This is a genomic window from Streptomyces avidinii, from assembly GCF_045161815.1.
GTDB lineage: Bacteria > Actinomycetota > Actinomycetes > Streptomycetales > Streptomycetaceae > Streptomyces > Streptomyces avidinii.
Map to the genome: position 1 here is coordinate 604877 of NZ_CP108863.1, position 22427 is coordinate 627303.

The 22427-nt window shown below is 70.0% G+C and carries 23 protein-coding genes and 3 pseudogenes; 12 read left to right on the forward strand and 14 right to left on the reverse strand.

The genetic code is table 11. The features are described from left to right. Positions 1 to 828 precede the first annotated feature (828 nt). The 5 genes and pseudogenes from OG373_RS02860 to OG373_RS02880 all read right to left on the reverse strand — a co-directional run bounded on the left by OG373_RS02860 (position 829) and on the right by OG373_RS02880 (position 6045). Entirely contained in the window at positions 829 to 1443 is a 615-nt protein-coding gene (locus OG373_RS02860; protein WP_405435576.1) for a hypothetical protein, read from the reverse strand. 510 nt (positions 1444 to 1953) lie between these two features. Beyond that, positions 1954 to 2202 carry a hypothetical protein gene (locus OG373_RS02865; RefSeq protein WP_405435578.1) on the reverse strand — a complete coding sequence of 83 codons (249 nt, stop codon included), beginning with the start codon at positions 2200 to 2202 and terminating at the stop codon, positions 1954 to 1956. Positions 2203 to 3025: 823 nt separating this feature from the next. Beyond that, a pseudogene (locus tag OG373_RS02870) lies at positions 3026 to 3710 on the reverse strand (response regulator). 142 nt (positions 3711 to 3852) lie between these two features. Continuing rightward, positions 3853 to 4020, reverse strand: a complete 168-nt coding sequence (locus tag OG373_RS02875; RefSeq protein WP_374771756.1) for a hypothetical protein — start codon at positions 4018 to 4020, stop codon at positions 3853 to 3855. Positions 4021 to 4086: 66 nt separating this feature from the next. Then, on the reverse strand, positions 4087 to 6045 hold the full coding sequence (locus tag OG373_RS02880; protein WP_405443912.1) for an amino acid transporter: 1959 nt from the start codon (positions 6043 to 6045) through the stop codon (positions 4087 to 4089). A gap of 1247 nt (positions 6046 to 7292) precedes the next feature. Between OG373_RS02880 and OG373_RS02885 the strand changes: the two genes are divergently transcribed. The 3 genes from OG373_RS02885 to OG373_RS02895 all read left to right on the forward strand — a co-directional run bounded on the left by OG373_RS02885 (position 7293) and on the right by OG373_RS02895 (position 9278). Next, positions 7293 to 7499: a cold-shock protein gene (locus OG373_RS02885; protein ID WP_405435580.1), complete on the forward strand. Its 207-nt coding sequence runs from the start codon at positions 7293 to 7295 to the stop codon at positions 7497 to 7499. Between the two features lie 579 nt (positions 7500 to 8078). Beyond that, positions 8079 to 8528, forward strand: a complete 450-nt coding sequence (locus OG373_RS02890; RefSeq protein WP_405435582.1) for an SRPBCC family protein — start codon at positions 8079 to 8081, stop codon at positions 8526 to 8528. 351 nt (positions 8529 to 8879) lie between these two features. Then, complete coding sequence (locus OG373_RS02895) at positions 8880 to 9278, forward strand: STAS domain-containing protein (RefSeq protein WP_405435584.1); 399 nt, start codon at positions 8880 to 8882, stop codon at positions 9276 to 9278. Positions 9279 to 9845: 567 nt separating this feature from the next. On the opposite strand, the gene OG373_RS02900 is transcribed toward OG373_RS02895, so the two are convergent. The 5 genes and pseudogenes from OG373_RS02900 to OG373_RS02920 all read right to left on the reverse strand — a co-directional run bounded on the left by OG373_RS02900 (position 9846) and on the right by OG373_RS02920 (position 12886). After that, a complete protein-coding gene (locus OG373_RS02900; RefSeq protein WP_405435586.1) occupies positions 9846 to 10022 on the reverse strand; it encodes a hypothetical protein in 177 nt (58 codons plus the stop codon). A 182-nt stretch (positions 10023 to 10204) separates the two neighbouring features. Then, a pseudogene (locus tag OG373_RS02905) lies at positions 10205 to 10508 on the reverse strand (hypothetical protein). Positions 10509 to 10586: 78 nt separating this feature from the next. Then, positions 10587 to 10871, reverse strand: coding sequence for a hypothetical protein (locus OG373_RS02910; protein WP_405435587.1), 285 nt, complete (start codon positions 10869 to 10871; stop codon positions 10587 to 10589). Positions 10872 to 11168: 297 nt separating this feature from the next. Then, positions 11169 to 11855 carry a DUF402 domain-containing protein gene (locus OG373_RS02915; RefSeq protein WP_405435588.1) on the reverse strand — a complete coding sequence of 229 codons (687 nt, stop codon included), beginning with the start codon at positions 11853 to 11855 and terminating at the stop codon, positions 11169 to 11171. A gap of 641 nt (positions 11856 to 12496) precedes the next feature. After that, positions 12497 to 12886, reverse strand: a complete 390-nt coding sequence (locus OG373_RS02920) for a hypothetical protein (protein ID WP_266672085.1) — start codon at positions 12884 to 12886, stop codon at positions 12497 to 12499. 538 nt (positions 12887 to 13424) lie between these two features. On the opposite strand from OG373_RS02920, the gene OG373_RS02925 reads away from it, so the two are divergent. Continuing rightward, positions 13425 to 13547 (forward strand): hypothetical protein, encoded by a 123-nt coding sequence (locus OG373_RS02925; protein ID WP_405435590.1) that lies wholly within the window; start codon positions 13425 to 13427, stop codon positions 13545 to 13547. Between the two features lie 3 nt (positions 13548 to 13550). Continuing rightward, a complete protein-coding gene (locus tag OG373_RS02930; protein WP_405435592.1) occupies positions 13551 to 13958 on the forward strand; it encodes a hypothetical protein in 408 nt (135 codons plus the stop codon). A gap of 1157 nt (positions 13959 to 15115) precedes the next feature. On the opposite strand, the gene OG373_RS02935 is transcribed toward OG373_RS02930, so the two are convergent. Next, a complete protein-coding gene (locus tag OG373_RS02935; RefSeq protein WP_405435594.1) occupies positions 15116 to 15313 on the reverse strand; it encodes a hypothetical protein in 198 nt (65 codons plus the stop codon). 68 nt (positions 15314 to 15381) lie between these two features. Here OG373_RS02935 and OG373_RS02940 point away from each other — a divergent pair. Continuing rightward, a protein-coding gene (locus OG373_RS02940; protein WP_405443914.1) for an IS5 family transposase occupies positions 15382 to 16199 on the forward strand; the annotation gives its coding sequence in 2 pieces (ribosomal slippage) (positions 15382 to 15724 and positions 15724 to 16199; 819 coding nt in all). A 37-nt stretch (positions 16200 to 16236) separates the two neighbouring features. Here OG373_RS02940 and OG373_RS02945 read toward each other — a convergent pair. After that, positions 16237 to 16451 (reverse strand): annotated as a pseudogene (locus OG373_RS02945) (IS701 family transposase); the annotation flags it as partial. 233 nt (positions 16452 to 16684) lie between these two features. Here OG373_RS02945 and OG373_RS02950 point away from each other — a divergent pair. The 4 genes from OG373_RS02950 (at position 16685) to OG373_RS02965 (ending at position 18973) form a co-directional block, all read left to right on the forward strand. Then, positions 16685 to 17089 (forward strand): type II toxin-antitoxin system PemK/MazF family toxin, encoded by a 405-nt coding sequence (locus OG373_RS02950; protein ID WP_405435596.1) that lies wholly within the window; start codon positions 16685 to 16687, stop codon positions 17087 to 17089. 293 nt (positions 17090 to 17382) lie between these two features. Continuing rightward, complete coding sequence (locus tag OG373_RS02955; RefSeq protein WP_405435598.1) at positions 17383 to 17898, forward strand: DinB family protein; 516 nt, start codon at positions 17383 to 17385, stop codon at positions 17896 to 17898. A 288-nt stretch (positions 17899 to 18186) separates the two neighbouring features. After that, entirely contained in the window at positions 18187 to 18402 is a 216-nt protein-coding gene (locus OG373_RS02960; RefSeq protein WP_405435600.1) for a hypothetical protein, read from the forward strand. A gap of 181 nt (positions 18403 to 18583) precedes the next feature. After that, on the forward strand, positions 18584 to 18973 hold the full coding sequence (locus OG373_RS02965) for a hypothetical protein (protein WP_405435602.1): 390 nt from the start codon (positions 18584 to 18586) through the stop codon (positions 18971 to 18973). A gap of 114 nt (positions 18974 to 19087) precedes the next feature. Here the strand turns inward: OG373_RS02965 and OG373_RS02970 are convergent, their stop codons facing one another. Continuing rightward, positions 19088 to 19705 (reverse strand): hypothetical protein, encoded by a 618-nt coding sequence (locus OG373_RS02970; protein WP_405435604.1) that lies wholly within the window; start codon positions 19703 to 19705, stop codon positions 19088 to 19090. A gap of 232 nt (positions 19706 to 19937) precedes the next feature. Then, positions 19938 to 20342, reverse strand: a complete 405-nt coding sequence (locus OG373_RS02975) for a hypothetical protein (protein ID WP_405435606.1) — start codon at positions 20340 to 20342, stop codon at positions 19938 to 19940. Between the two features lie 184 nt (positions 20343 to 20526). On the opposite strand from OG373_RS02975, the gene OG373_RS02980 reads away from it, so the two are divergent. Continuing rightward, entirely contained in the window at positions 20527 to 21024 is a 498-nt protein-coding gene (locus OG373_RS02980; protein WP_405435607.1) for a hypothetical protein, read from the forward strand. 52 nt (positions 21025 to 21076) lie between these two features. After that, complete coding sequence (locus tag OG373_RS02985) at positions 21077 to 22174, forward strand: MerR family DNA-binding transcriptional regulator (RefSeq protein WP_405443916.1); 1098 nt, start codon at positions 21077 to 21079, stop codon at positions 22172 to 22174. Positions 22175 to 22427: the final 253 nt, after the last annotated feature.

The following is a 22427-nucleotide window of genomic DNA, read 5'->3' on the forward strand; positions in this document are numbered from 1 at the left end:
CCTGATAACCACCTGCTGGTATGGGCTGCAACCGGTGTATCCGGATTGCGTGTTCGCCTTCAGCGGTTCGGTGACTCCGAAGGAGGCGTATCAACGGGCAATCGAGTCGGGACAGTGCGAGCCGCCCCACGCGCGTTGGACCACCTGGATCGGTTGACGCCCCGCCTGGAGAGAACAGGCGTAGTGCCGGCCCCGGCCGGTGGGGAGAATCCCCCGGGACGTGCCCGCGACAGCAGGCCCCGAGCACCGATCGGTGGAGTGGCACTCCTCTGCCCTGAACTGGCGCCACGACGGGTAGGAGGACGCCAGTCAGCGTGCGAGGAGGTCCCGTTGAACGAGCCGCCGGAGAACAAGGGCCCGAAAGAACTTCCCTCCTGCCCGCCCCGCACGCCGCTCCCGCAGAAGAAGCCGGTCGAACTCCCCCGGCCCGAGCCGAAGACGAAGCCGGCCGGTGCCACGCTCCCCCTGCCCGGCCCGGGCCCGTATCGAGGCCCGCCGTCCTCGCACGGCGGTGAGAAACCGGCGCGTCGACAACTGGGTTCTGGCCGCTGACCCTTGGGCGGCCGGCAAAGCGGTCCGCCATCTCACGGCAACCGTGCGCGGCCGGCGGTACAGCCATCCGGAGGACCGTCTCCCGGAGGAGACCGTGCTCTTCTCGTCGACATCGCCGTGAAGGACACGGGCAAGCGCATCAGCGTCCACCTGGCCGACCAGGACGGCCTGCTCCTCGTCGTGGTCCTCAGCCACACCCCTGCCATGGCTGTCGCGGGACGCGGCCTGCGGATCGCCCGGCAGACTGTGGGCGGACGCCCCGCCGCCGGGGCCGTCTCAGGCGAGGACGTTCACGGCCCTGGCGACGACGAGTCCGAGGATCATGAGGGAGAGGATCGACTGGAGGGTCATGACGCTCTTGGCCCAGGGGGCGAGTGGCATGACGTCGGTGGGGCTCAGCGCGGTGGAGTTGGTGAACCCGAGGTAGAGGTAGTCGACGTAATGGGGGCGCCAGTGCGAGGCGTTCAGTTCGGGGCTGAGATGTTGGGGAAAGGCGAGCGCCGGAGTGGGGGGCATGTGGTGGGCCCGGGCGGCGGGTCCGCCGCTGTCGAGTTCGAAGTACAGCAGGGAGAAGGCGAGAACGGTGGAGGCCCAGACGCTGCCGCCGGCGAGCAGGAGGGCGTTGGCGGAGTTGGTCTCGTGCCCGCCGTGGATGAGGTCGTCGATCAGCTGGACGGTCGACCAGATCGCGCTGCTCACGAGCACGACGACCAGGGCGATCGCCACCGAGCGCAGGACGGTGGAGCGGCGGCTGATCCGACCGGGGTCTCCCGAGATCAGCGCCACCAGCAGGAGGCCTTCGGCGAGGGGAAGCGCCCATCGGGGTCCAAGACGCAGGTCGTCGGGCAGAAGCAGTGTGAGGACCGCAGAAGCGATGACCGCTGCGGCCATCGGCCAGCGGCTCTCGGTGCGGACAGCAGGTCTCGGCCCCGGCTCGCGCGGGCTCATACGGCCCGTTTCGGAGGGGTTGTGTCCGGTCACGGCCGATGGCTTCCCGGGCTCGGTGGCAGCTCAGATCGCATGTGCCGCCGAGCTCATACGGCGCCGGCGTTGCGGATGCTGCCGGTCGTCCTTGGTTCGGGATTCATGTGCCGCTCCTGGCAGGTGAAGGCGTGCGGGGCGGCTGCCCCGGCGGCCTCGACGACCGCGCCTGGGACACTCGCTCGGGATGACGCGGTGCCGGACCTCGGGTCCACCGTAGACCGGGGTGATCAAGGTCCGCGGTCGACACGCTCTGCATTCACACGCCCGCCGAGCCGCAGGCCGGCAGGTCACGGCGACGAGCCGCATGATCAGTCGGCGGCTTCGCCTGCTGCAGCAGACTCCGCGTTCTCTTCTACGACCTTCACCCCATCGCGCGCCCCACTCCTGGCCATAAGGCGGACGCTGGGGTGCGTGCCGTTAGCTGCCCTGCGCGGTCAGGAGCAGGACCAGGGCCTTGGAGCGGGTCGTCCCGAGCGCGGTGGCCACTGCTTCGGCCGGCATACCGTCGTCGCACAGGACGCCGGCGGTCTCGCGGCTCACCCGGGCGGCGATCCGCTCCAGCACACCCGCGGCGCGCAGCGCCGCAAGCGGCGCCTCCGCGGCCATGGCGGTCAGCTGCCCGGCGACCTCGGCCAGGAGCGCGGCCAGCCGTTCGGGCAGCGGCACGGCTGCATCGCGGACGACGGACAGGTGCGCGCTCCAGTCCGCGAGCGGTCCCGACAGGTCGACGTCCGCCTCGTACAGGGGTCGGTCGCCGACCGTCGTCCGGTCCAGGGGGGTACTGGGCGGCGCCGCGCCATCCGCATGCGAACACCGCCCGGAAGGCCTCGGCTCGCGGGCGGCCGTGCCGGCCGTCGTAGGCCCGACCAGTGCGTGGTCGACGGCACGTCCGAACCGCTCCCCACATCGAAGTACACCGGGCCCGGCTCGCTGCCGCCGACCAGTACACCCGCCGCGCCCGCGTGCGCGTCACCGAATTCCACCGTCGACCAGTCCCACTCCACCAGCACACCACCCTCTCCCACGCCCCTGCCGACAGACCGGCTGGCTCTCCTGCGACCCTGCCCCGCCCCCGCTCGCGCCCACATTCGGAAGGACCCAACAACCAGCGCCGTTGGGTACCGGGCGGGTGGCATATCTCGAAAACCCACCACACCCGATAGGGTTAAATCCAAGGTTCCAACCGAACGATCCTCGCAGGCGAACACCCGCCAGGCATGCGTTAGTGGGTGGTTGGGCGGCCCGGTACTACTGCCGCCAGAGCGCTCTGGTCACCGGGCCTCGCCCGCGCACGCCCTATCGGCGCGGACTGCGCCCGACCATAGCCGCGGCCGCCCATCACCCCGCATCGGAAGCACAGCGTTCGGCATCCTGTGTGACATGCGCGAGCGAGGGTTGACCCCTGGCGCTGACACCACCACTCCCACAGGAGCCCACCCCTCTCGCATCCCCACCAGGCAGCCGACCCGGTGTCGCAGCACGCCCGCGGTCAGGGTTCGAAGCGGTATCCCCTGCTCGGCTCGGTGATCAGGTAACGCGGATGGGAAGGGTCCGCCTCCAGTTTGCGCCGGAGCTTTGCCATGTAGGCCCGCAGGTAGGTGGTGTTGTCGGCGTATGCCGGTCCCCAGACCTCCAGCAGCAGCTTGCGCTGGCTCACCAGGTGGCCGGGGTGGCTGACGAGGATCTCCAGCAGATGCCATTCAGTCGGGGTCAGCCGAACACGGTGCTCCCCGCGCCGGACCTTCTTCGCGGCAAGGTCGATGGTGAAGTCGTCGGTGATGACCACTGCGGGCCGGTCCGCGGCGGGGGGACGTCGCCTCCCTGCGGGTGGCGGCGCGGAGCCGAGCGAGCAGCTCGTCCATGCTGAACGGTTTCGTCACGTAGTCGTCCGCACCCGCGTCCAGGGCGCGAAGCTTCTCCTGCGAGGTGCGCCGAGCGGACAGGACCAGGATGGGGACTCTGCTCCAGCGCCGGATGCTCCTGATCACATCGGTGCCGTCCATGTCCGGCAGCCCGAGGTCCAGCAGGATGACGTCGGGTGTGCGTGCAGCGGCGAGCCGCACCGCGTCGGCTCCGGTGCCGGCTTCCTGGGTCTCGAACTTCCTGGCCTGGAGGTTGATCTTGAGCGCACGGACGAGTTGCGGGTCGCCCTCCACCACGAGCACCCGGGTCATTGGGTGGGCAGCCCTTCTTTCGGTGCGGGCACGGCAATCCTTAACGATCTTCAGGGTGCGGTTCGGTGATCTCCATTGGCCCGTACGGCCGCTGACGCCCTGTGGCAGCTCTGTGTCTGAGCCCGGATCAGGTGCCAGGGGCCTACGGGCGGTAGATCAGCTCCGTCAGGAACGCCACGATCACGGTCCACACGCCGATGCCGAGCAGCCACCACCATTCGGTGGCCAGTCCCGCTGTGATCATGGCGGTCGCGCCGAGTGTGAGGACGATGATCCTGAGCCGCATGCGGCGGTCCGGCGTGGAGGTCATGGTCTGGCAGGCCTTTCGGTCTCCCCGCCCCGGCATCCAGGAGGTGCCTGCGTGCGGCGGCGTGGGTCAGCCGCCGACGTGGATGCCGGGGCGGCGGGCGGGGTCGGGTTCGTGGCTGCGGATGATCTCGCGGGTGACAGGTGCGGTGTCCCCGCGTCCCAGCAGGAAGTAGCGGACCATGTGCACCAGCGGACTGCCCTCGGCCCAGGCGAAGTAGCAGTGCGGCTGGACGCCGGTTGCATCCCGCAGGGCCAGCAGGATGGCGGCGATGGCGTTCGGCGCGGCCGGCGCGGCCGCGCGCAGGATGCGGTAGCCGTCGACCTCGACTCCGTGGACGGTGAGGGTGTCACTGAAGTCCGAGGGGTCGATCACGTCGATCTCGAGGAAGATGACGTCGGCGCGGCCGGGGACCGGGTTGACGCCGCGCTGTTCGCGTTCCTTGTCGCTGTACTCGGCGACGTCGCCGGCCTGGCGGCGGTTGGCAATGAGGTTGATGGCGTTGTCGTGGGCGAGGGTGTCGTCGATGAACCGGCGGGCGTCGGCATCGAAGACGATGCGGTCGGCGCGCAGCTCGGTGGTGCGGGAGACCCGCGAGATCAGCGACACGATGATGATCCCGGCGATGAAGAACCCGGAGATGACGATGCCGTCGGGCTTGTCGATGATGTTCGCAACCAGGGCGTAGAGCAGGACCGCGGTCAGCAGGGCGAAGCCGACGGTGGTCGCGCGCCGGCGGTGGCGTGCGACGGAGACGGTGACGGCGAAGGCACCGGAGACCATCATCGCGAGGATGCCGGTGGCGTAGGCGCCGGCCTGGTCGTCGACGTCAGCGTCGAAGGCGATCGTGATGAGGATGCACAGGGCGGTGTAGACGATCACGACGGGGCGGACGGCGCGTCCCCATTCGGGGGCCATGCCGTAGTCGGGCAGGTAGCGGGGGACGATGTTGACCAGTCCTGCCATGGCGGAGGCTCCGGCGAACCACAGGATCAGGATGGTGCTGATGTCGTAGACGGTGCCGAAGGCCTCTCCGACATGCTCGTGGGCCAGCCAGGCCAGCGCACGGCCGTTGGCGGCGCCGCCCGGTTCGAAGAGCTCGTGCGGGATGAGGAGGGTGGTGACGAAACTCGCGGAGAGCAGGTAGACGCTCATGATGAGAGCGGCGGTGGTCAGCAGTCTGCGGGTGTTGCGGATCCGCGAGCGCAGCCGCTGCTCCGCATCCGCCCCCTCGGCGGCCACCAGCGGCATCATGCTCACGCCGGTCTCGAAGCCCGACAGGCCGAGCACCAGCAGGGGGAAGGCCAGCAGCGCCGGGCCCAGAAGGTCGCCGAAGCCGCCTCCGCCCGCTGCGAGGGCGTCGGTCCACGCCGACCAGGCCCCGGGGGTGGTGAACACGTGCGCGAGGCCGATGCCGATGACGATCGCGTTCAGGGCGAGGAAGACGGCGACCAGGGGGATGGCCACGCTGACCGCTTCGCTGAACCCGAGCAGGAACACCCCGCCCAGGACCAGCAGCAGCGCGATGGTGAGGGCGACTTCGTGGCCGTGCAGGGCGGCTGGGAAGAAGGGGTTCTCCACCACGTGGACGGAGGCGTCAGCGGTGGAGAGGGTGATGGTGATGATCCATGAGGTGGCCACGAAGCCGAGCAGGATGAGCACGAACAGCTTGCCCCACCAGAACGGCAGCAGGTCCTCCAGCATCGCCACCGAACCGGCACCGTGCGGGCTCTCCTTCGCGACCCGCCGGTACATCGGCAGCATCCCCAGGAGCGTCAGCGCCACGATCAGCAGTGTCGCCAGCGGCGAGACCGCCCCTGCGGCAAGGGCGGCGATCGCCGGGACGTAGGCGAGGCTGGAGAAGTAGTCGACGCCGGTCAGGCACATCACCTTCCACCACGCGTGCGGCTTGGCATGCCCCTCGTCCGCCGCCGGCCCCACCGGCTGCACCTGATGCCGCAGCATCCACCGCGCCAGCCCGCCGGACGGCTCCACGCGCGCTGCAGGGCTGTCCACCACCTCCGGCATACCCGGCTGATCCGCTTCCCTCATGTCCCCGACCCTTCCCGGCCTGCCAACACCTCACGACGGCCACTCGCTCAGGGCCTCACGACGATCACCGAGTATGACGCCCGCCGCCGGCGCAGAACCGCACCGGACAAGCCGAGTCGCAGACCGGTCCCTGACCTCGTGCCCGGCCCCCCCGAACGCAACAACCCACGCAAAACCGGCAGAACCTAGGCCACGAGCCCTCCCTCACCGCCTCGATGAGCCCACGCCCCAAAAGACGCCACAGCCCTTCCGACGGTCCCGACCCGGAAAACCTTGACGCATCCCTAACGCCTGCCACCACACAACGAACGCTGCTCCCCGACAGCGCCAGCCGCCCCCGCCCCCGCCCCCGGGCACACCTCCAGCAAGCGCGGCCTCATCGGCCGTTTACACCACTGGGGATCCAGCAGCGCTGACCGCGCCGCAGCACCCACTGAGCACGACCGGCAGTTCCTCGCCGCCATGGAACACCACAAGGACGTCGACCCTGGGATGGCGGCCGTGCTGGCCGCGATCAAGGCCACCGTCAAGGGCGGCAGCCGAGGTCAAGAAACTCATCGCCTCTTCGTCGGGCTGGGACGATCTCAAGCTGAGCGGTCTCAGGCATCTGGCAGGAAGCGGCGACGCGCACACGGCAGCAAACGGCATCGGCCGGCCTCGGGCTCTTCCTGGTTCCCTGCGGTGAACTCGAGAGCTGGGTACCCGACGTACCCCGCGGGGACAAACAGCGGTGACTCACCGAGGTCTTCGAGATCCCGGAGGACCCAGAAGAGAGGGAGCCGTGGTACTCACAGCCCAGCCAGGAGCTACGCGACTTCTGCCGGGAGATCCGCACCTACCTGAACCCAGAACGCCCCTGACCTCAGGCAGCACCCGCACCACACGTCCGGCAGCGCCGATCCACCCGCGCCTCAGCGGCAGGCTGCACAGACCGCTCCTGTCCCCGGTAGCCGCCATCGAACACGCCAGGAAGGGTGTTGCCGCCCACCGTCCCCGTCACCTACACACGCTGCGCGATCCCGTTCCGTTCGCCCTGCGCGCCGAGTATGCCCAGGCCGGCGGGGCAAAACCGAGCACAAAGCGTAGGACCGGACGAAGCGGCTCCCCGGCACTTCGGCCGTACCCTCCACCCCGGGACAGCGGGTGTGATGCGTCGTGCGCGTGGGCACGATCCCGAGCGGCCGCGCACCGCGGCCCGTGCGCCACGTCGACAAGGAACACCGATGGCAACAGGCATTGTGAAGTGGTTCAACGCGGAGAAGGGCTTCGGCTTCATCCAGCAGGACGACGGCGGACCCGACGTGTTCGTCCACTTCTCCGCCATCCAGACCACCGGCTTCAAGGAACTCGCCGAAGGCGCCATGGTCGAATACGACGTCACCCAAGGCCCCAAGGGACCCCAGGCCGAACAGGTCGTACCGATCGGCTGACCGACACCGCGCCCGCGCCACCCACGACAGGAGCCCCCGCCGGACTTCCGGCCGGGGGTTCCCCCAAGGACCCCACCACAGCCGCCGCAATCGGTACCGAACGTCCGCCCTGGTGCAGCCCACCGAACTGCACCAGGGTGGCCAGGACACGAGCGCCCTGCCTCCCTCCTGATGGGGCCGGAGGGAGCTGGGCGTTCCCCGGCTCCTGGCTCGGGTGAGGTCAGTGTGCAGGCGCTGCTGCTCGATCCGGGACAGGGTCTGTGCGGCCCCGTTGGCGTTGCGTGCCGCCTTCCAGGAGCCGATGGCGGCGACGATCGCCACGCCCAGAGCCAGGGCGGCGATCGTGTCGGTGGTGGCTGGCCCGAACGGCCCGCGCGCACGTACGCCTGGCCCGAGGCGAAGGAACGAAGCCGACCCGTTCACCGGATCCAGCCGGCCAGCGAAGCTCCGGCCCACCCGGTGCTGCGTCTGTCCAGGGGTGATGGAGTGGCCGAGCGGGGGCAGCAGCGCAGAGAGGGGAAGGGCTCCCCGGGTACGGCCGGGCACCCTGCCTGGCCGGCGAAGAGGAAGGATGTTCCTGTGTCGCAGGTCGAAGAGTCCGTCGAGGTCGACGTCCCCGTGCGCACCGCCTACAACCAGTGGACTCAGTTCGAGTCGTTCCCGCACTTCATGGACGGGGTGGAGCGTATCGAGCAGCGCACCGACACCATGACGCACTGGGTCACGAAGATCGGTGGGGTGACGAAGGAGTTCGAGGCGGAGATCACCGAGCAGATCCCCGACGAGCGGGTCGCGTGGAGGTCGCTGGGCGGCGAGGTCAAGCAGGCGGGCGTCGTCACCTTCCACCGCCTGGACGAGAGCAAGACCAAGGTGATGCTGCAGCTCGACTACGACCCGGACGGCTTCGCGGAGAACGTCGGTGACAAGCTCGGCTTCGTCAAGCGGCAGATCACCGGCGACCTGAAGCGGTTCAAGGACTACATCGAAAGGCGTGGCCAGGAGACCGGCTCCTGGCGAGGCAAGGTCTGACCCCACCCTGCCTCATCCGGGTGGACACCTGCCTCCCCGGCGCCCTCCGAATCCTGGCTGTCCATGCCCCGGAGGGGCGAAAGCCCAGAGGCCGGTAAGCCGGGTAAGCCGCGACGTGAGCGCCGTGTCCCGTCAGCACCGGCGGTCGTTGTCCCCGGCGACGCGTGCCCTGACCGTCCCCCACGGAGGCGCGTAGGAGGGGGCCCTGTCCCACGCCCGGCCAGGCCCCCTCCCCCTCCTTCACGCGGCGCCAGCGAGAGCGCGCCTCATCCGTCCCCGGCGGAAGCCGGGCCACGATGGAAGCCCGCAGGACGGTACCTGGGGGGTGACGGGAGAAGAACTTTGATCAACGTGGGCGTTCAGCGCTGCGGCAGCTCCGTCCTGATCAGCGCCGACGGGGACCTCGACGAGGACGCAGGTGAGGCGCTCCTGCAGGCCCTGAACCACATCACCGCCGACGAACGGGACCTCCTGGTAGACCTGCATGGCGTCACGGCCATGGACACCGACGGCCTGTTCCACCTCCTGGACCTCCACCGGCGCGCGGAGCTCCTACGCCTGAGAGTGCTGGTCACCGGCTGGCAGCCCCAGCCTCAGCAGCTCATGGCCGAGGTCGCCGGCATCCCGGGACCCGGCACCGCCACCGGGGAGCGGTACGCGGTTGCGGGCTTCCGCCGGCTCCTCGAGGACCGGGCCCAGCGCGCACGCGACCACGCCGACTTCGCCGCCGGCTGGCTGCCCCGCGCCTAGCCGTGGTGGACCGTGGAGTCGCGCAGGGAGCGGCGCAAGAGGCCGGTGGGTCCGCCGCGGATTGCCTTGGCGCCTGTGGGCGGGTACAGGGCGAGGTCCAGGAGGCGGGATGGCTGCGGCTGCCAGTCGTAGGCGAAGAACCGGATGCCGCGGGCGTCGAGCCGGCGAAGTCGATCAGGCCGTTCAGGCCGGTGACGTCCATGAACGTGAGGCGCCGCATGTCGCAGGCCACGACAGTGGCCTCGTCGTCGGCGATGTACAGCTCGTCGAGAGCCGCCCAGGCCGAGCTCACCGGCCGGGACGAGGCACACCGTCGGCCCGTAGCACCTCGGCATCACGCGGAAGTCCATGCCGTCCCACCTCGCCGCGATCGGCAGGCTTGATGCATACCCGGATCCGGGCACCAGAAGGCCTGAATCGATGGTCGCGCCGCTCGGGACCCGTCCGCAAGCCACCCCACCGGGCCAGGGCCGTCGTGTCAGGTCGCGGGGTCCCATGCTTCGGCGCCGGCTCCACGCCACTCCACGAGGTGCCAGGTCAGGATGCCGTGCCGCCGGCAGCTGGCGTTTAGACGCTTTCGAGATCTCCGAGGAGGGCGGTTCGCAGGGTGAAGGGCGCCGTCGCGTCGGCGCTGACGGCAAAGGCCGCGAGCAGGCGGGGCAGCGCGTGGTCGTCCCCCGCGCGCACGGCGCGGACAATCTCGGCGATCAACGGGTGTACGACGGGTGGAGGGGACCAGGGCATGAGCGGTATCCCATGCGTTCCGATGCCTGCTGCCAAGACGCGGAACGGCCAAACCCTCCGTACGTGTGACGACTTCGCGGATCAGAAATCCGCAGGTGCCTCGGCTGTGAAGCGCGGTCGGTACAACAAGAGCTGCGGGCGGTCCCCGCGTGGAGGGCCGGGAACCGGGTCGAGAGCGGCGGTCAGGGCGTGTCGCCGGAGTAGTGGAAGCGGCACACCACACCCGGGCCACCCGCCGGGCGCGGTTCGCCGGGGAGCGGGTCGTACAGCGCCCGGCCGCCGGGCCACCGCCCCAGCTCGGTCATCAGGGCAACGCCATCCTGGATCTCCTCCGGCCGCCAGCCCGTGATGTCGAGCAGCAGTCCGTCCAGCGGCCCGCCGACCAGGACGGCGTACGTCTGGTGCGGCAGCGGGCCCGGGTCGGGGTCGTCGTGTTTCGCGGCCGTACACCCGGCCTCTCAGCAGCTGCTCGTCATCGGCGTTCATCCGACCAGCCTCCCAGCCACCCCCGACAGCGGAAGGCCAGCGGCGTCCGATAGTCCGGCCCCTCCCGCGGAGCGGGCGTCAGGCGCAGGGCAGACGGTCGGTGACGGGCCAGCCGATGCGCACCCCGCGGCGGATCAGCGCGGTGATGCTGTCGACCTGGCACGTGGGCGGCTGCTCCTGGGTGAAGCGGCACAGCGCCCGGTGCACGCCGTCGCGCAGTTGGCCGTCGGTCATCGTGGGCGCCTGCTCCTGCAGTTCGTCGAGAAGCTGCCCGGCGCGGGCCGCACGGGACAGTGCGGCGTCGGCGAGCGGCCCTTCGGCGAACCCGTTGCGTACGTTCAGGCCGGGCTCGATGAAGGTCATGGAGACGGTCCTTTCCGCCCGGCCGCGCGTGGTCTCCCTGGTGGAGACACGGTCGCGGAACCGAGCGAGCAGGAACGTAGAGCACCGACTTCGCTAGCGTCGCGTCGTGGCCGCCGGCCCCGGGCGGTGAAGAGGACCTCTACCCCACGGCTATCGCGTGGGAAAGAGGTGTCGTCGGCGCGGACAGGCTTGCCCAGTAGGGCTGACCTGGCACAACGGACGGTGTCCGATTTGCCGGGCTCCCACTCCCGGTCACACCTGCGGTCCCCCGCTGAAAGCAACCGTCCAGGCAACCGTTCAGCCCCCTTCCGGTGCAACCCTCTCCGCAGGTGCCGCAGGCCCGGGAAGGCACGGCGTGGGCCAGGCCGGCTCCCACCTCCAGGCCGCCCACCGCTCCGGCTGCGCGAAGACCCCGGAGCGTTCGGCGAGCATCGCCAGGACCTCACCGCGGGCATCGTCGACGGCCCGGTGCTCGGTGTCGGAGACGATGCCGAGCCGCCGCACGTGGGCGTACTCGTCTTCGTCCTTCCACTCCCAGCGGGTGAGGTCGGGCGTGACCACCAGGTCCACGGTGAGGTCGAGGGTGTCGAACCCGGCCTCGGTGCGGCGGGTGGGGTGCTCGAAGTTGACGTACCAGTTCCGCAGCCGGCGCCCGTCCCCGTCGGGGATGTAGAAGGCGTTGATGCTGAACCAGGCCGGGGGAGGCTTCCACAGCAGCAGGTCGGTCTCCTGCCACACCGCGCCCGCGAGCTCCCACCGGCCGGCCGCCATCGCGTCGAACGCCTCCGTGCGCACCGACCGGTCCCCCACCGCGCGGGCCTGCGCGTACAGGGCCGGCCACCGGGCCTGCGCTCCGGGCGCGCAGGCGGTCACGAGCGCCTCGCCGGTGTCGGCGACGACCCGCAGTGCCTGCTCGCTCCAGACCCGGCCCGACCGGTGCACGTCACGCCGTACAACCGTCTGGCCCGTCTCGAAACCGCGCACCGCGTCCTCCTCCGGTCCGGGGCATTGGACTGTCCGGCCCGGCTTGCCCACCTCAGCCCACCCCGGCCGGGGTGGGCAAGCCGCCGTCCGGGGGTGGCTTGCCCAGGACACCCTTGGGCTTGCCCGCCCGACAGATCGGTCACCTGGGCAGGCGTGACCGTTTCCTCGGCCCATCGGTCAAACCGCACGTCAGCGCCGTGACCGATCCATGCAACTCCCCCGCCGACCGGTCACCGGCTCTCGGGTGACCTGTGACAGCGAAGCTGGACCACTTGTCATCGAAGTTGGACGGACGGCTGTTTACGCCAGCGAAGATGGATCACTGCATGGTTGGTGACAGCGAAGCTGGACCGGCAGGGGCTTGAGCTGCGCGATCCCGGAGTCCGGCTCGCCGGAGGACCGCTCTTTGCCGGCAGGTGCCCGAGCACCACTGGCGGGCGCGGGACGGCTCGAGGTGGGCCGTGGAGGTTCCGCATGCCGCACATTCCCGCTGGTCACAGCCTCTGGTGAACTCCTGCTCGAAGGAGTGGTCCGAGCACCAGGGGTTCGGCCTGAGGGGCTGGAAGGGGCAACGGCAGGTCAGCCAGGACGAACAGGCACACCCAGAAGATCTGCACCCGACTAGGTTCACGTCGAGAGCGTCAGCACTTCTCCTTCCGCGCCTGCTGGATCAGCGGCTCGGCCTCGTCCAGCGTGAAGGTGACCTGCCAGGTCTCGGCCGCCCGGTGCAGGGTGTCGGCGAACTCCTGGTAGCCGTGGTCCTGTTGAGCCGCGTCGGCGGCGCGGTTGGTCGCCGTGTTCAGGTACTGCTCGGCGGTCTGGTAGTAGGGGTCGGTCAGATTTGACGGCCGGGGGCGGGCGAGGTGGTCGGTCAGCTGCTGCAGGGAGGCGCAGGCGGACTTGGCAAACTCGCGCGCCGCCACCGTGGCCTTGGAGGGCGTCGAGCTGCAGGCCGCCAGGGAGAGCGTGGACGCCAACAGCAGGGGCAGGGGCAGTGACAGGCGAAGTATCAGCTGACGTCTACTAGTCATGGGTCAATCCTAGTTAGCATGACGGCCTGACCGCCCGGAAATCCGGTGGGCCCGCAGCCACCGTCCCGCCCGGCCCACATCTGGGCCTTGTCTGCTCTGGCCTGCAACGCGGCCATCAACGACGGCACCGCTTCCGCCCACTCTCGCCTCAACGCCCGCGCACCTCGGCGGGCTCGTCACCCGCGACGGTAGAAGCCAGCCACACGATCACATACCAAAACCCCGTGAAGCACCCCAGCGAGGCACCCGCACCGAGCATGCACCCACCCCAATCGGTCCAACTTTCTCGTCGCTAAACAGCGTTGGTCCAACTTCGGTGGCAATCCGTCCAACTTCGCTGTCACAAATCATCGGGCAGCCGCAGCCTCGCCGGGAGACTCCGCAGCAGGGCCGTGGCCGACGCCGCCCCGCCCGGCGTGCTCCGGCCAGGGCGGGCAAGCCGCCGTCCGGGGGTGGCTTGCCCAGGGACCCCTTGGGCTTGCCCACTCCCCCGGAACACCCCGTTGCGGCAGTGCGCGCCGGGTAGCCTCCGGGCACAGTGCGCCGAGCTTGGGGGTGGGCGCTGAAGTTCACGATCGCCACCGAGTCCGACTCGTACGAGGACGCGATCCGTGCGGTGCGCACGGCCTACGGGAAGCCACAGCCCGAGCCCGGTGGGTGACCGGTGGTCCCGCCGGAGGACGTGGTGTGGAGGCCGCCGGGCCGCTACGAGCTGCTGCGGACCTGGGTGAAGGCGCTGCACACCGTGGAGGAGCTGGACCTGGTCTGGCGGGTGTGCGCGGAGCCCGGCCCGCCCGGCCTGCGGGGCCAGGTCATCGCGGAGTACGTGTCGCCGCACCTGACGGGCAAGCCGGCCATCACCGCGATGGGTCTGGTCAGCCGGCGCCTGAACACGGCCGCACGTGAGCTCTGGGCGTGGCAGATGCCCTTCGTGATCGACGAGGCGAGGCGGACCCGCACCGTGGACCGGCAGGTGGCCGCGATCCTGCTCGATGCCCTCACCGGCCACCCTCTGTGGCCCCGGCTGCGCCACCACACCGACCCGCCCGCGCTCCCCACGCCGCGGTCCTGACCCCGGCTACGCGCACCTGGGCAAGCGCCTTCGGGCGGCTGGCCCCCTCGATCACGGCGGCGCGCGGCTACTCGGTGGTGCGGTCGGGGTCGGGGAGCTCCGGCGGGAAGTGCCGCTCCAAAATCTCCACCCAGCTGTGCAGCCCGACGAAGCCGGTGGTTCCGGCCTGTGCCCGGACCAGCTCGGTGAGAGCGGCGACGAACGGGCGGGATCAGCAGCTGATTGACGTACAGCGCCCGACGGCAGGCAGTCCAGGCAGACCTGCGCACACTCGCCGACCGCATCCGGACCGACGCCGAAGGCCGGTACGGTTCAGCGAGCTGGCCGGCTGGCAGGCCGGAGTCGAATGGACTCTGCTCTACATCGAGAACATCGCCGGTGGCCTGACCGAGGGCAGGTCGTAGCCGCATCGGCCGGCACACGTGACCTGCGTGCAGTGCGACCCGTTGGGGATGACATGACGGCAGCGCCAGGCGCCCCGGCGGGTGCCGGACCGGGCGCAGCCGCCGGACCGGCCGGTCAGGGTCGGGCCACGGCCGGGCCGGCAGGCATCGATCCCTCGGTACACGAGACGGTCGAGTGACCGTGGGGTTTCCGTTCACCGCCACAGGCGGTCTACCTCCGGCTCGAGACCTTCTACCGGCCGCGGAGGTTCCAGGGCCGGGCCCGGCCGAACGCGTTCGCCGTGCAGAAATGATCAACGAGTCTTTCTGCACGGCGTCACCTGGCGCGAGCCGGGCTCACCCAGGTAGCCCTCAACGAGCAGCTGGCCGCGCGGCTCCTTCTCCGCAGGGGGACTGTTTCCCGCCGGGAAGGCTGACTGGCCGCGCTACGGCGAGCCGCCCGGGTCGGGGCTGCGGGGGCGTGCATTCTGGCGGCGTATTCCATCAGCCTCCCGAGGCGCGGGCGGGCTGAGCGTGGGCTCCGGGCTGTCGTCTTCCGGGGCCCACGCCGTGTCCGCCGCCGTCTCCGCCGTCCGTACTGGCCCGCTCGCCGGCCCGGACAGGGCGCTGCACGGAGGTACCTCTCCTTTTCCGGACGCTTGCCGGAGCGGAGCAAGCGGGCCCTGCCGGTCGGCGGTGGGCGGGACATGACAGAGCCCGGCCGGGGTGACTGTGAACCGGCCGGGCTCTGCGTGCGTGGGGTGCTGCTCTGCTTCAGAGCGCTTCGTCGCGCAGGTCTCGCTCTTCGTGAAGCGGGTTGTCCTCGCGGCGCCGCTTGGTCTCCTCGGGGCTCTTGCCGCGGGACGGCTGACCGGGCTGGGGGTGGACCGGGTCCTGTCCAGGTCGCTGCGGGCGCTCCTGCTCCTCACGGCCCTTGCCCGGCTCCTGGCGCTCGTCCTGCGTACCGCCCATGACGGCGACTCCTCTTGATGCGGGGGTTAAGACGGTGTCCTATGTGGCGCTGGTTCGTTGGACTCGACATGGGTCGGGGTACGTGGAGTTGGATTGTTCCGGACGGGCTGTGGGAGATCGCGGAGCCGCTGATCCCGCCGTCCAAGGTGCGTCCGCAGGGCGGCGGGACGCAGGACACGCCTGATGAAACGCTGTTCGCCGCGATCATCTACGTCCGCGTCAGCGGGTGTGCCTGGCGAGCGTTGCCACCGTGCTTCGGGATATCGAAGTCGACGGCCCACCGCCGGTTCTTGATCTGGTCGAGGGCCGGAGTGTGGGGCCGGCTCCACGAGGAGATCCTGCACCGCCTGGATGATGCCGGCCTGCTCGACCTGTCCCGCGCGGTCCTCGACTCCGCCCACGTACGCGCTAAAAAGGGGGCGAACTCACAGGTCCGAGCCCTGTGGACCGGGGTAAGCCGGGTTCCAAGATGCACGTCCTGTCGGACGCGAACGGACTGCCCCTCCTCGTCGGTGTCTCGGCAGCCAACACCCACGACAGCGAAGCCCTGAAGCCCATGATCACGGGTCACCAAACGAGACACGACCCTCACCGCGGACACTACTTCAAGCCCCAACGCCTACACGCAGACAAGGCCTACGACGTTCCCCACCTGCGGAAATGGTTACGCGGCAAACGCATCGGCGTGCGCATCGCCCGCAAAGGCATCGAGTCCAGCGAACGGCTGGGGCGCCGCAGATGGGTCATCGAACGCACCATGTCTTGGCTGACTGGCTACCGCCGACTCAACCACCGCTACGAACGACATCCCCGCAACTACCTGGCCTTTCTCGGCCTCGCCGCCGCCCTCTGTTGCTACAAACGGCTCGTCCGACTCACCACATAGGACACCGTCTTAATGCTCCAGCCGTAGATCGTGATCTTCATGCCTGAGTGGCTTGTCGACGTAGTGGCTGGCCTGGGATCGGGCCTGGTGGCGGCGCCGCCAGTCGGACCAACCGAGCCGGTGGGCGGCATCGTGGACGGGTCGGACAACGAGTGTGATGAACAGGCGCTGGATCTCGTTGCAGGTGAGTGGAATGAGGGCATCGGGTGCGGGGCGGGTGTGCTCGTCTGCGCGGACGACGGCGAGCAGTCCGAGCACCAACTTCCGGACCCGGAACCGGGGTTCGACCCGTGGGAACCGTCCCGCTATCCGGCTCATCAAGCCCTCGAACGCCTCCTGCCAGCGGGCAGGGTCTACGCTGTGACCTGCGGCCACCGCGTGATCGTTTGTCTTCACACACCGATGATCAACGGGTGGCCGCACCCGTCTCCACAGCGCGTCGGGGTCGCACAGCGTCCGCCCGCGGTCCTGTGTCAGGAGGACATGTGCAACGTGGCGAAGTCTGGTGGGTGGAGTTCGACGAGCGGCGGCCGGTCGTGCTGCTGTCGGGAGACGACGCGTCCGGGATCCGGGTGATGCAGGTCGTCGCTCGGGCGGGTGTCGACATCACCGGTCTGGGCGTCGAAGTGGCAGTAGGCGCCGTGGAAGGACTGCCCTTTGAAGGCGTGCTTCGGTTCGCGTTCCCGCGTCCGGGCTCTACCCCTTGCACGTGGCTGACCACCGTGTCCCGGGACGACCTGATCGAGCGGGCGGGCGCCCTGTCCTCCGCGAAACTCAGCGAGATTGAGAACGCCCTCCGTCTCGGTGAGCAGGCGAAGGAGTGGACCCCGGCGACGACCGCGAGGCTCAGCGAGATAAGGAACGCGCTCCGTCTCGGTGGACTCGGGTAGGCGGAGAAGGAAACGGACGCCCGCGACGGCGTGGTCGGTCTCGTCCAGATGATCGACGCTGCCAGCTGCCTCCTCGGCGCCCCTCACGATCGAGATCACGAACTACGGCTGGAGTATTACTGAGGTTTGATGCGTGATGTCGCTGGGTCGACGCCTTGAACTGCGAAGAGGAGGGCCCGCCCCGCGGCATCATGCGAAGATCACGATGTCCCCAAGCGTGACCAAGATCGTAAATCGCGGAAGAGCCCGTCATCCAGGGCCCCCTCCCGACCGCCCTGGTAGCGTGCGCCGGCATGTCATCGGAACTGGAACGCCCCCCGCTCCAAGCGGACGAACGCACCGCGCTCATCGGCTGGCTGGACCTGCAGCGGCAGATCCTGCGCTGGAAATGCAAAGGGCTGAGCGACGAGGACGCGCGCCGCCCGGTCATCCCGACCTCACCGGCCATGACGATGGCCGGTCTCATCTCCCACATGCGCTGGACCGAGCACATATGGCTGGAAGTGCTGTTCCTCGGCGGCGACAAGAAGCAGAACCCCGCATTCGACGAGTCAAGCAAGAACGCCGACTGGCACACCGACGGCCGCCCCCTCGCAGAGCTCCTCGCGGAGTACGAGGCCCAGTGCGCCCGCAGCAACGAGATCGTTGCCGCGGCCGACCTGGACGACGCCGGCCGCCACCCCGACTTCCGCGACGGCAGCGCCAACCTCCGCTGGATCCTGATCCACCTCGTCGAGGAGACGGGGCGACACGCGGGGCACGCGGACATCGTCCGGGAGCTACTCGACGGCACGAAGGGCTACTACTAGCGCAGCTCCGTGAAGCGGGCCCTTCCCTCAGGAGCAAGGCCAACACGCCTCACGACCAATGTGGGAGAGCCCCGTTACTGGTGATCTTCGCATGATGCCGCGCGGTGAACCCTCGTCTTAGCAGTTCAAGACGTCGACCCAGCGACATCACGCATCAAATCTCAGTAACCGCTCTGTTCCGGTGAGCTGAAACAACCAGCCTGGCCCTGCTGGCCAGGGCCAGAGCACTATCACCGCTGATAGCGGCCTGGCCCTACCCGCAGGGTCGGACCTGGGAGACTAGGGATCATGACCGACCGTCGACCGCTCTCGCTGCCCGTCTTCTCCGAGCCCGCTTCCGACGCTCCCGTACCCGCCCAGGCGGGTGGGCGCCGGCTGATGCCGATCGAGCAGGGCGCCTACTTTCGCCAGCCGCCCGGCGAGCCCGAGCCCGCACCCGCCCCGGCCCGACGTCCACTCGCCCCCGGCGGCCTCACCTTCTCAGACCCGGACCGCCATATCTGAGCGCTACCACCACGGGTTGCGCCACGTCCAGGACCAACTCACCACCCAGCCCCACCGCCCTGTGTGCCAGCGCCTCCACCTGGACAGTGGTCGTAGCCGGCCCGGCTCCCGCCTCGGATACCGTGATCCTCTACGGGGTGCCATAACGGATGTGACGCCCGCCGCCGGAGGTAGTCAGCGTATGAGTTCAAAGCGCAGCAAGAATCCAGCCCTGCCCGTACTTGACGACGCATTCCGACTCGCGTCGGTCAAGGACGCCGAAGAGTCCACCCGTGACTTGGCTGCGCGGCTGGCCACCACCGAGCTGCGCCGCGTTTCCCACCCGGGCCGGGTCACCTGGGAGCCCACCGATCAGGCCGAGCCCGTACCGGTCCCGCCGACTGTGGTCGACGGTGACGGGGACCTGTGGCTGCGGGACCGGGGCACCGGCACCTGGACCATGCCCGAATTCAACCCGAAGGAGTTCCCGGCCCGCTGTGGCGAGGTTCTGACGTGGGACCAGCTTGCCCGCGAGTTCGGCCCGCTGACCGCACTGGCCGACGACCGCCGCATCGGCGGCGGCCGGCGCTGACCGCGCAGCCCTCTGGGATAACCGCGCCCCTGAAGCGCCCGTTACGGGTAGCCGGGAGCTCCAGCTCACCGCCGAGCCCGACGATGGCGGCGAGCAGGTGAGCGTGGTGGTCGGTCACGATGTCTCCATCTTGCAGCCGGATACGTCGTCGCTGTCCGTGGGGTCGGGGTGGAAGAAGCGGGTGTAGCGGAGTCCGGTCTCCGGAGTGATGTTGAACACCGCGCATAGGTGCTGCGGGTCAGCGCCGGTGACGGCGGCCTCTTCAAGGATTCGGTCCTCGCGAAGTTGCTGAGCGGTGACCGGGAGGCCGCGCAGCAGAGGCTGCATCCAGCCGGTTGTGACCGGGGCCCGGGTGTGCGCGGTCTGCGAGCTGATGAACACGTGAGGGTTGCGGGTATATGGCCAGCGCTGGTGCCGGAGGTGGATGTAGTCGACGGCGGCCTGCTGGGTGAAGGCGTCGAGGGGATGATCGATGTCGCCGAGCGTGAGCCGGCCGCGGGTGAAGTCTATGGCGGTCAGTGGCAGCGCTCGGGCCTGGTGCGGGTAGAGCGCATGGATGCCGACGAGGGCGATCAGCAGCTTCAGGGCGGGGTTGGTCTCGGCGGCTGCGGTCAGACGCCGGATCGTTTCGGGGCTCAGCGGCATGGGCACCGAGCTGGGCCGGGATCCCAGGCTCACGCCGCGTGCGGGGTTGGCGAACAACAGCCGTTCGCTCTTGAGGGTCTTGAACATGTCGCGCAGCGCGACGGCTTCGGGCCCGCTGATCCCCGTCGGACCATCCCCGCGGGCGCAGGGCAAACACCTGGGGCTCCAGAACCTGGGAGCCAAAGTCCGGACCGGGGCAGGAACAGGGCGCGGTCGAGGGCCGCGAACGCGGGTGCCCAGTCCGAGGACAGGGCGCCGCTGGACATGAGGCAGCGCCCCAGCTCTGTGCGGCCGGGGCGCTCCTGGTGTGCGGGGGTGGTCACTTGCGGTGCGTCCCGCCGCCGGGCGGTGTGCTGGTGTCGGGGTTCGGCGGTGGGGGCGGGGGTGCGGGCTGGCCGGGCGACGGCGAGGGGTTCGACGGGGGCGGGCTGTGCTTGACCATGGCGCGGTTTCCCTTCGTGGTGGTGTGCAGTGCCCCGGTCCGCGGTGACGGGCGGGAAGACGTGGTGGTCTCGCAGCCCGGGGCCGTGCCGGAGGGGGCGGTGGGGGAAGTCGTCGGGCGACGCAAGGGAGTTCGGAGGCCCTGCGGTGGGGTGAGGCGATGGCGGGGCCGGGGCTGGAGGTCGACGTGCGGGTCGTGGTCGGGTGGGGGACGGCCGGGCACCGCCTCGGTAGAGGTGTCGGCCTCGTCGGCGGGCGAAGGGAGTGCGGCTATGGTGGTCACCCCGTCTGCCTTCGTCGGGATGGTGCTCGCACGGGATGGTGCCGTGAACGCCGCGCACCTGGGGATCCCCAGGTCTCGTCCGGGGTGCGCGACGGCGCAAAGGGCCCTGGGCCGGGGTTGAGGCCTCTGCAAGGCGGTCCAGGCGCTCGTAGAGGGCACGGACAAGGCGGGCGCGGCCCTGGGCGTGGATCTGGACACGGTGCAGGGCTGGGAGTCCGGGCGCCGGCCGCTGGCGAACGTGCGGGCCGGGGTGCTGCTGGAGCTGCGGCGGCTGCTTCCGGCGCTGGGCGCGGACGCGGGTCTGGTGCGGTGGATGGACGCGGCGATGGACGTGGACCGGATCATCGCGGCCGGTGTCGCAGTCGGCACCGACGGGCCGCACCCGCTGGCCGGATGGGTGTACACCCGGGACACCGCGCACATGCTCGCCTGGGCGCTGCACGGCACCGCTCCGCCGGCACTCGCCGGGCATTCACCCCGGCCGAGGCGTGGTCCGGTCGCCGCCGCGCCTCAGCTGGCGGCCGCGGACCGAACGGTGTTCTTCAACCACCTGCGGGGCACGACCGAGGCGGCGGCCCGCCAGGGCGAGGGAGGAGTGCTGCTGCACCGCCAGGCGCTCAGTAACGCGGCGTGCGGCTACGGCTCCGCGTCGGCTCTTGCGGGTCATGAGTGCGGCTCTTGACCCTCACGTGACGTCAGGCTGCATAGTCGGTGCCGTGGAAGATCACTGGACCGTGGGGCGCGTGGCCGAGCTGGCCGGCGTGAGCGTCCGCACGCTGCATCACTATGACGAGATCGGGCTCGTGCGTCCGTCGGCGCGGACCGCGGGTGGGTACCGGGCCTACTCGGCGGGTGACGTCGAGCGGCTGAGGGAAGTGCTGGCCTACCGGCGGCTGGGCTTCGGGTTGCGGGAGGTTGCGGAACTGGTCGGCGACTCGTCCACCGACGCGGTCGCGCACCTGCGCCGACTGCGTGGCCTGCTGCTGGAGCGGCGTGATCGTGCTGACGCCATGGTGGCGGCCATTGACAGGGAACTTGAGGCACGGGCGAGGGGACTGAAGGTGACACCGGAGGAGCAACTGGGGATGCTCGGTGCACGGCTTTACGACGCGATCGGCGGCGCTTACACGGCGACGCGGCGTACCGAGCCGCGGATCGCAGCGCAGATCTTGGACGCGCTCGGGGACGCGCGGACGGTGGTGAATGTCGGGGCCGGCACCGGCTCCTACGAGCCGGCTGATCGCGAGGTGACGGCGGTGGAGCCGTCGGAGGTCATGCGGCGTCAGCGGCCTGCCGGCTCGGCGCCGTGCGTGGCTGCCGCCGCGGAGAGCCTGCCGTTCGAGGACCACTCCTTCGACGTCGCGATGGCCGTCTCCACTGTTCACCACTGGGGGGACCCGATAGCGGGGCTGCGCGAGATGCGGCGCGTGGCCCGCCGCGTGGTGGTGCTGACGTTCGACACCGACGAGCCCGGATGGCAGGACCGGTTCTGGCTTACCCGCGACTATCTGCCCGAGTTCGCCACCGTCCTCGCAGAATTTCCTTCACTTGCGGGGATGGCCGACGCGATCGGCGCCCGCGCTGAGCCGGTGCCCATCCCGTGGGACTGCGCTGACGGCCTGTTCGAGGCGTACTGGCGCAGACCGGGGGCGTATCTGGAGGAGCACGTCCGCCGTGCGATGTCGGTGTGGACGAGGGTCGGGCCGGACGCCGAGCAGCGGGCGGTGCGAAGCCTCCGCGACGACCTCGACTCCGGCCGGTGGGCCGAGCGCAACAGCGACCTCGCCCACCTCGACACGGCAGACCTCGGCCTCCGCCTGCTCATGGCTTGAATGGGCACCGGTCCGGACTGACCCGGGTTGCTCCTCCTCGTCACCGTCCTCGGGCGCGTCTGGGTCGCGGAAGGGACGCAGGCCCTGGCCGGGGCCGCCGGCGGTGATGTTGAACAGGTAGCGGCCCAGGAAGTTGACGTGCCGGTCCTTGAGCGGGAAGAGCCGGGCTAGGCCGTTTCCTTCGGATCACGGAGAATCGGCCCGTGTGTTGTGAGGCGCGCGGGAGTGAAGGGGCAGGGATGGCGCTCGTCAT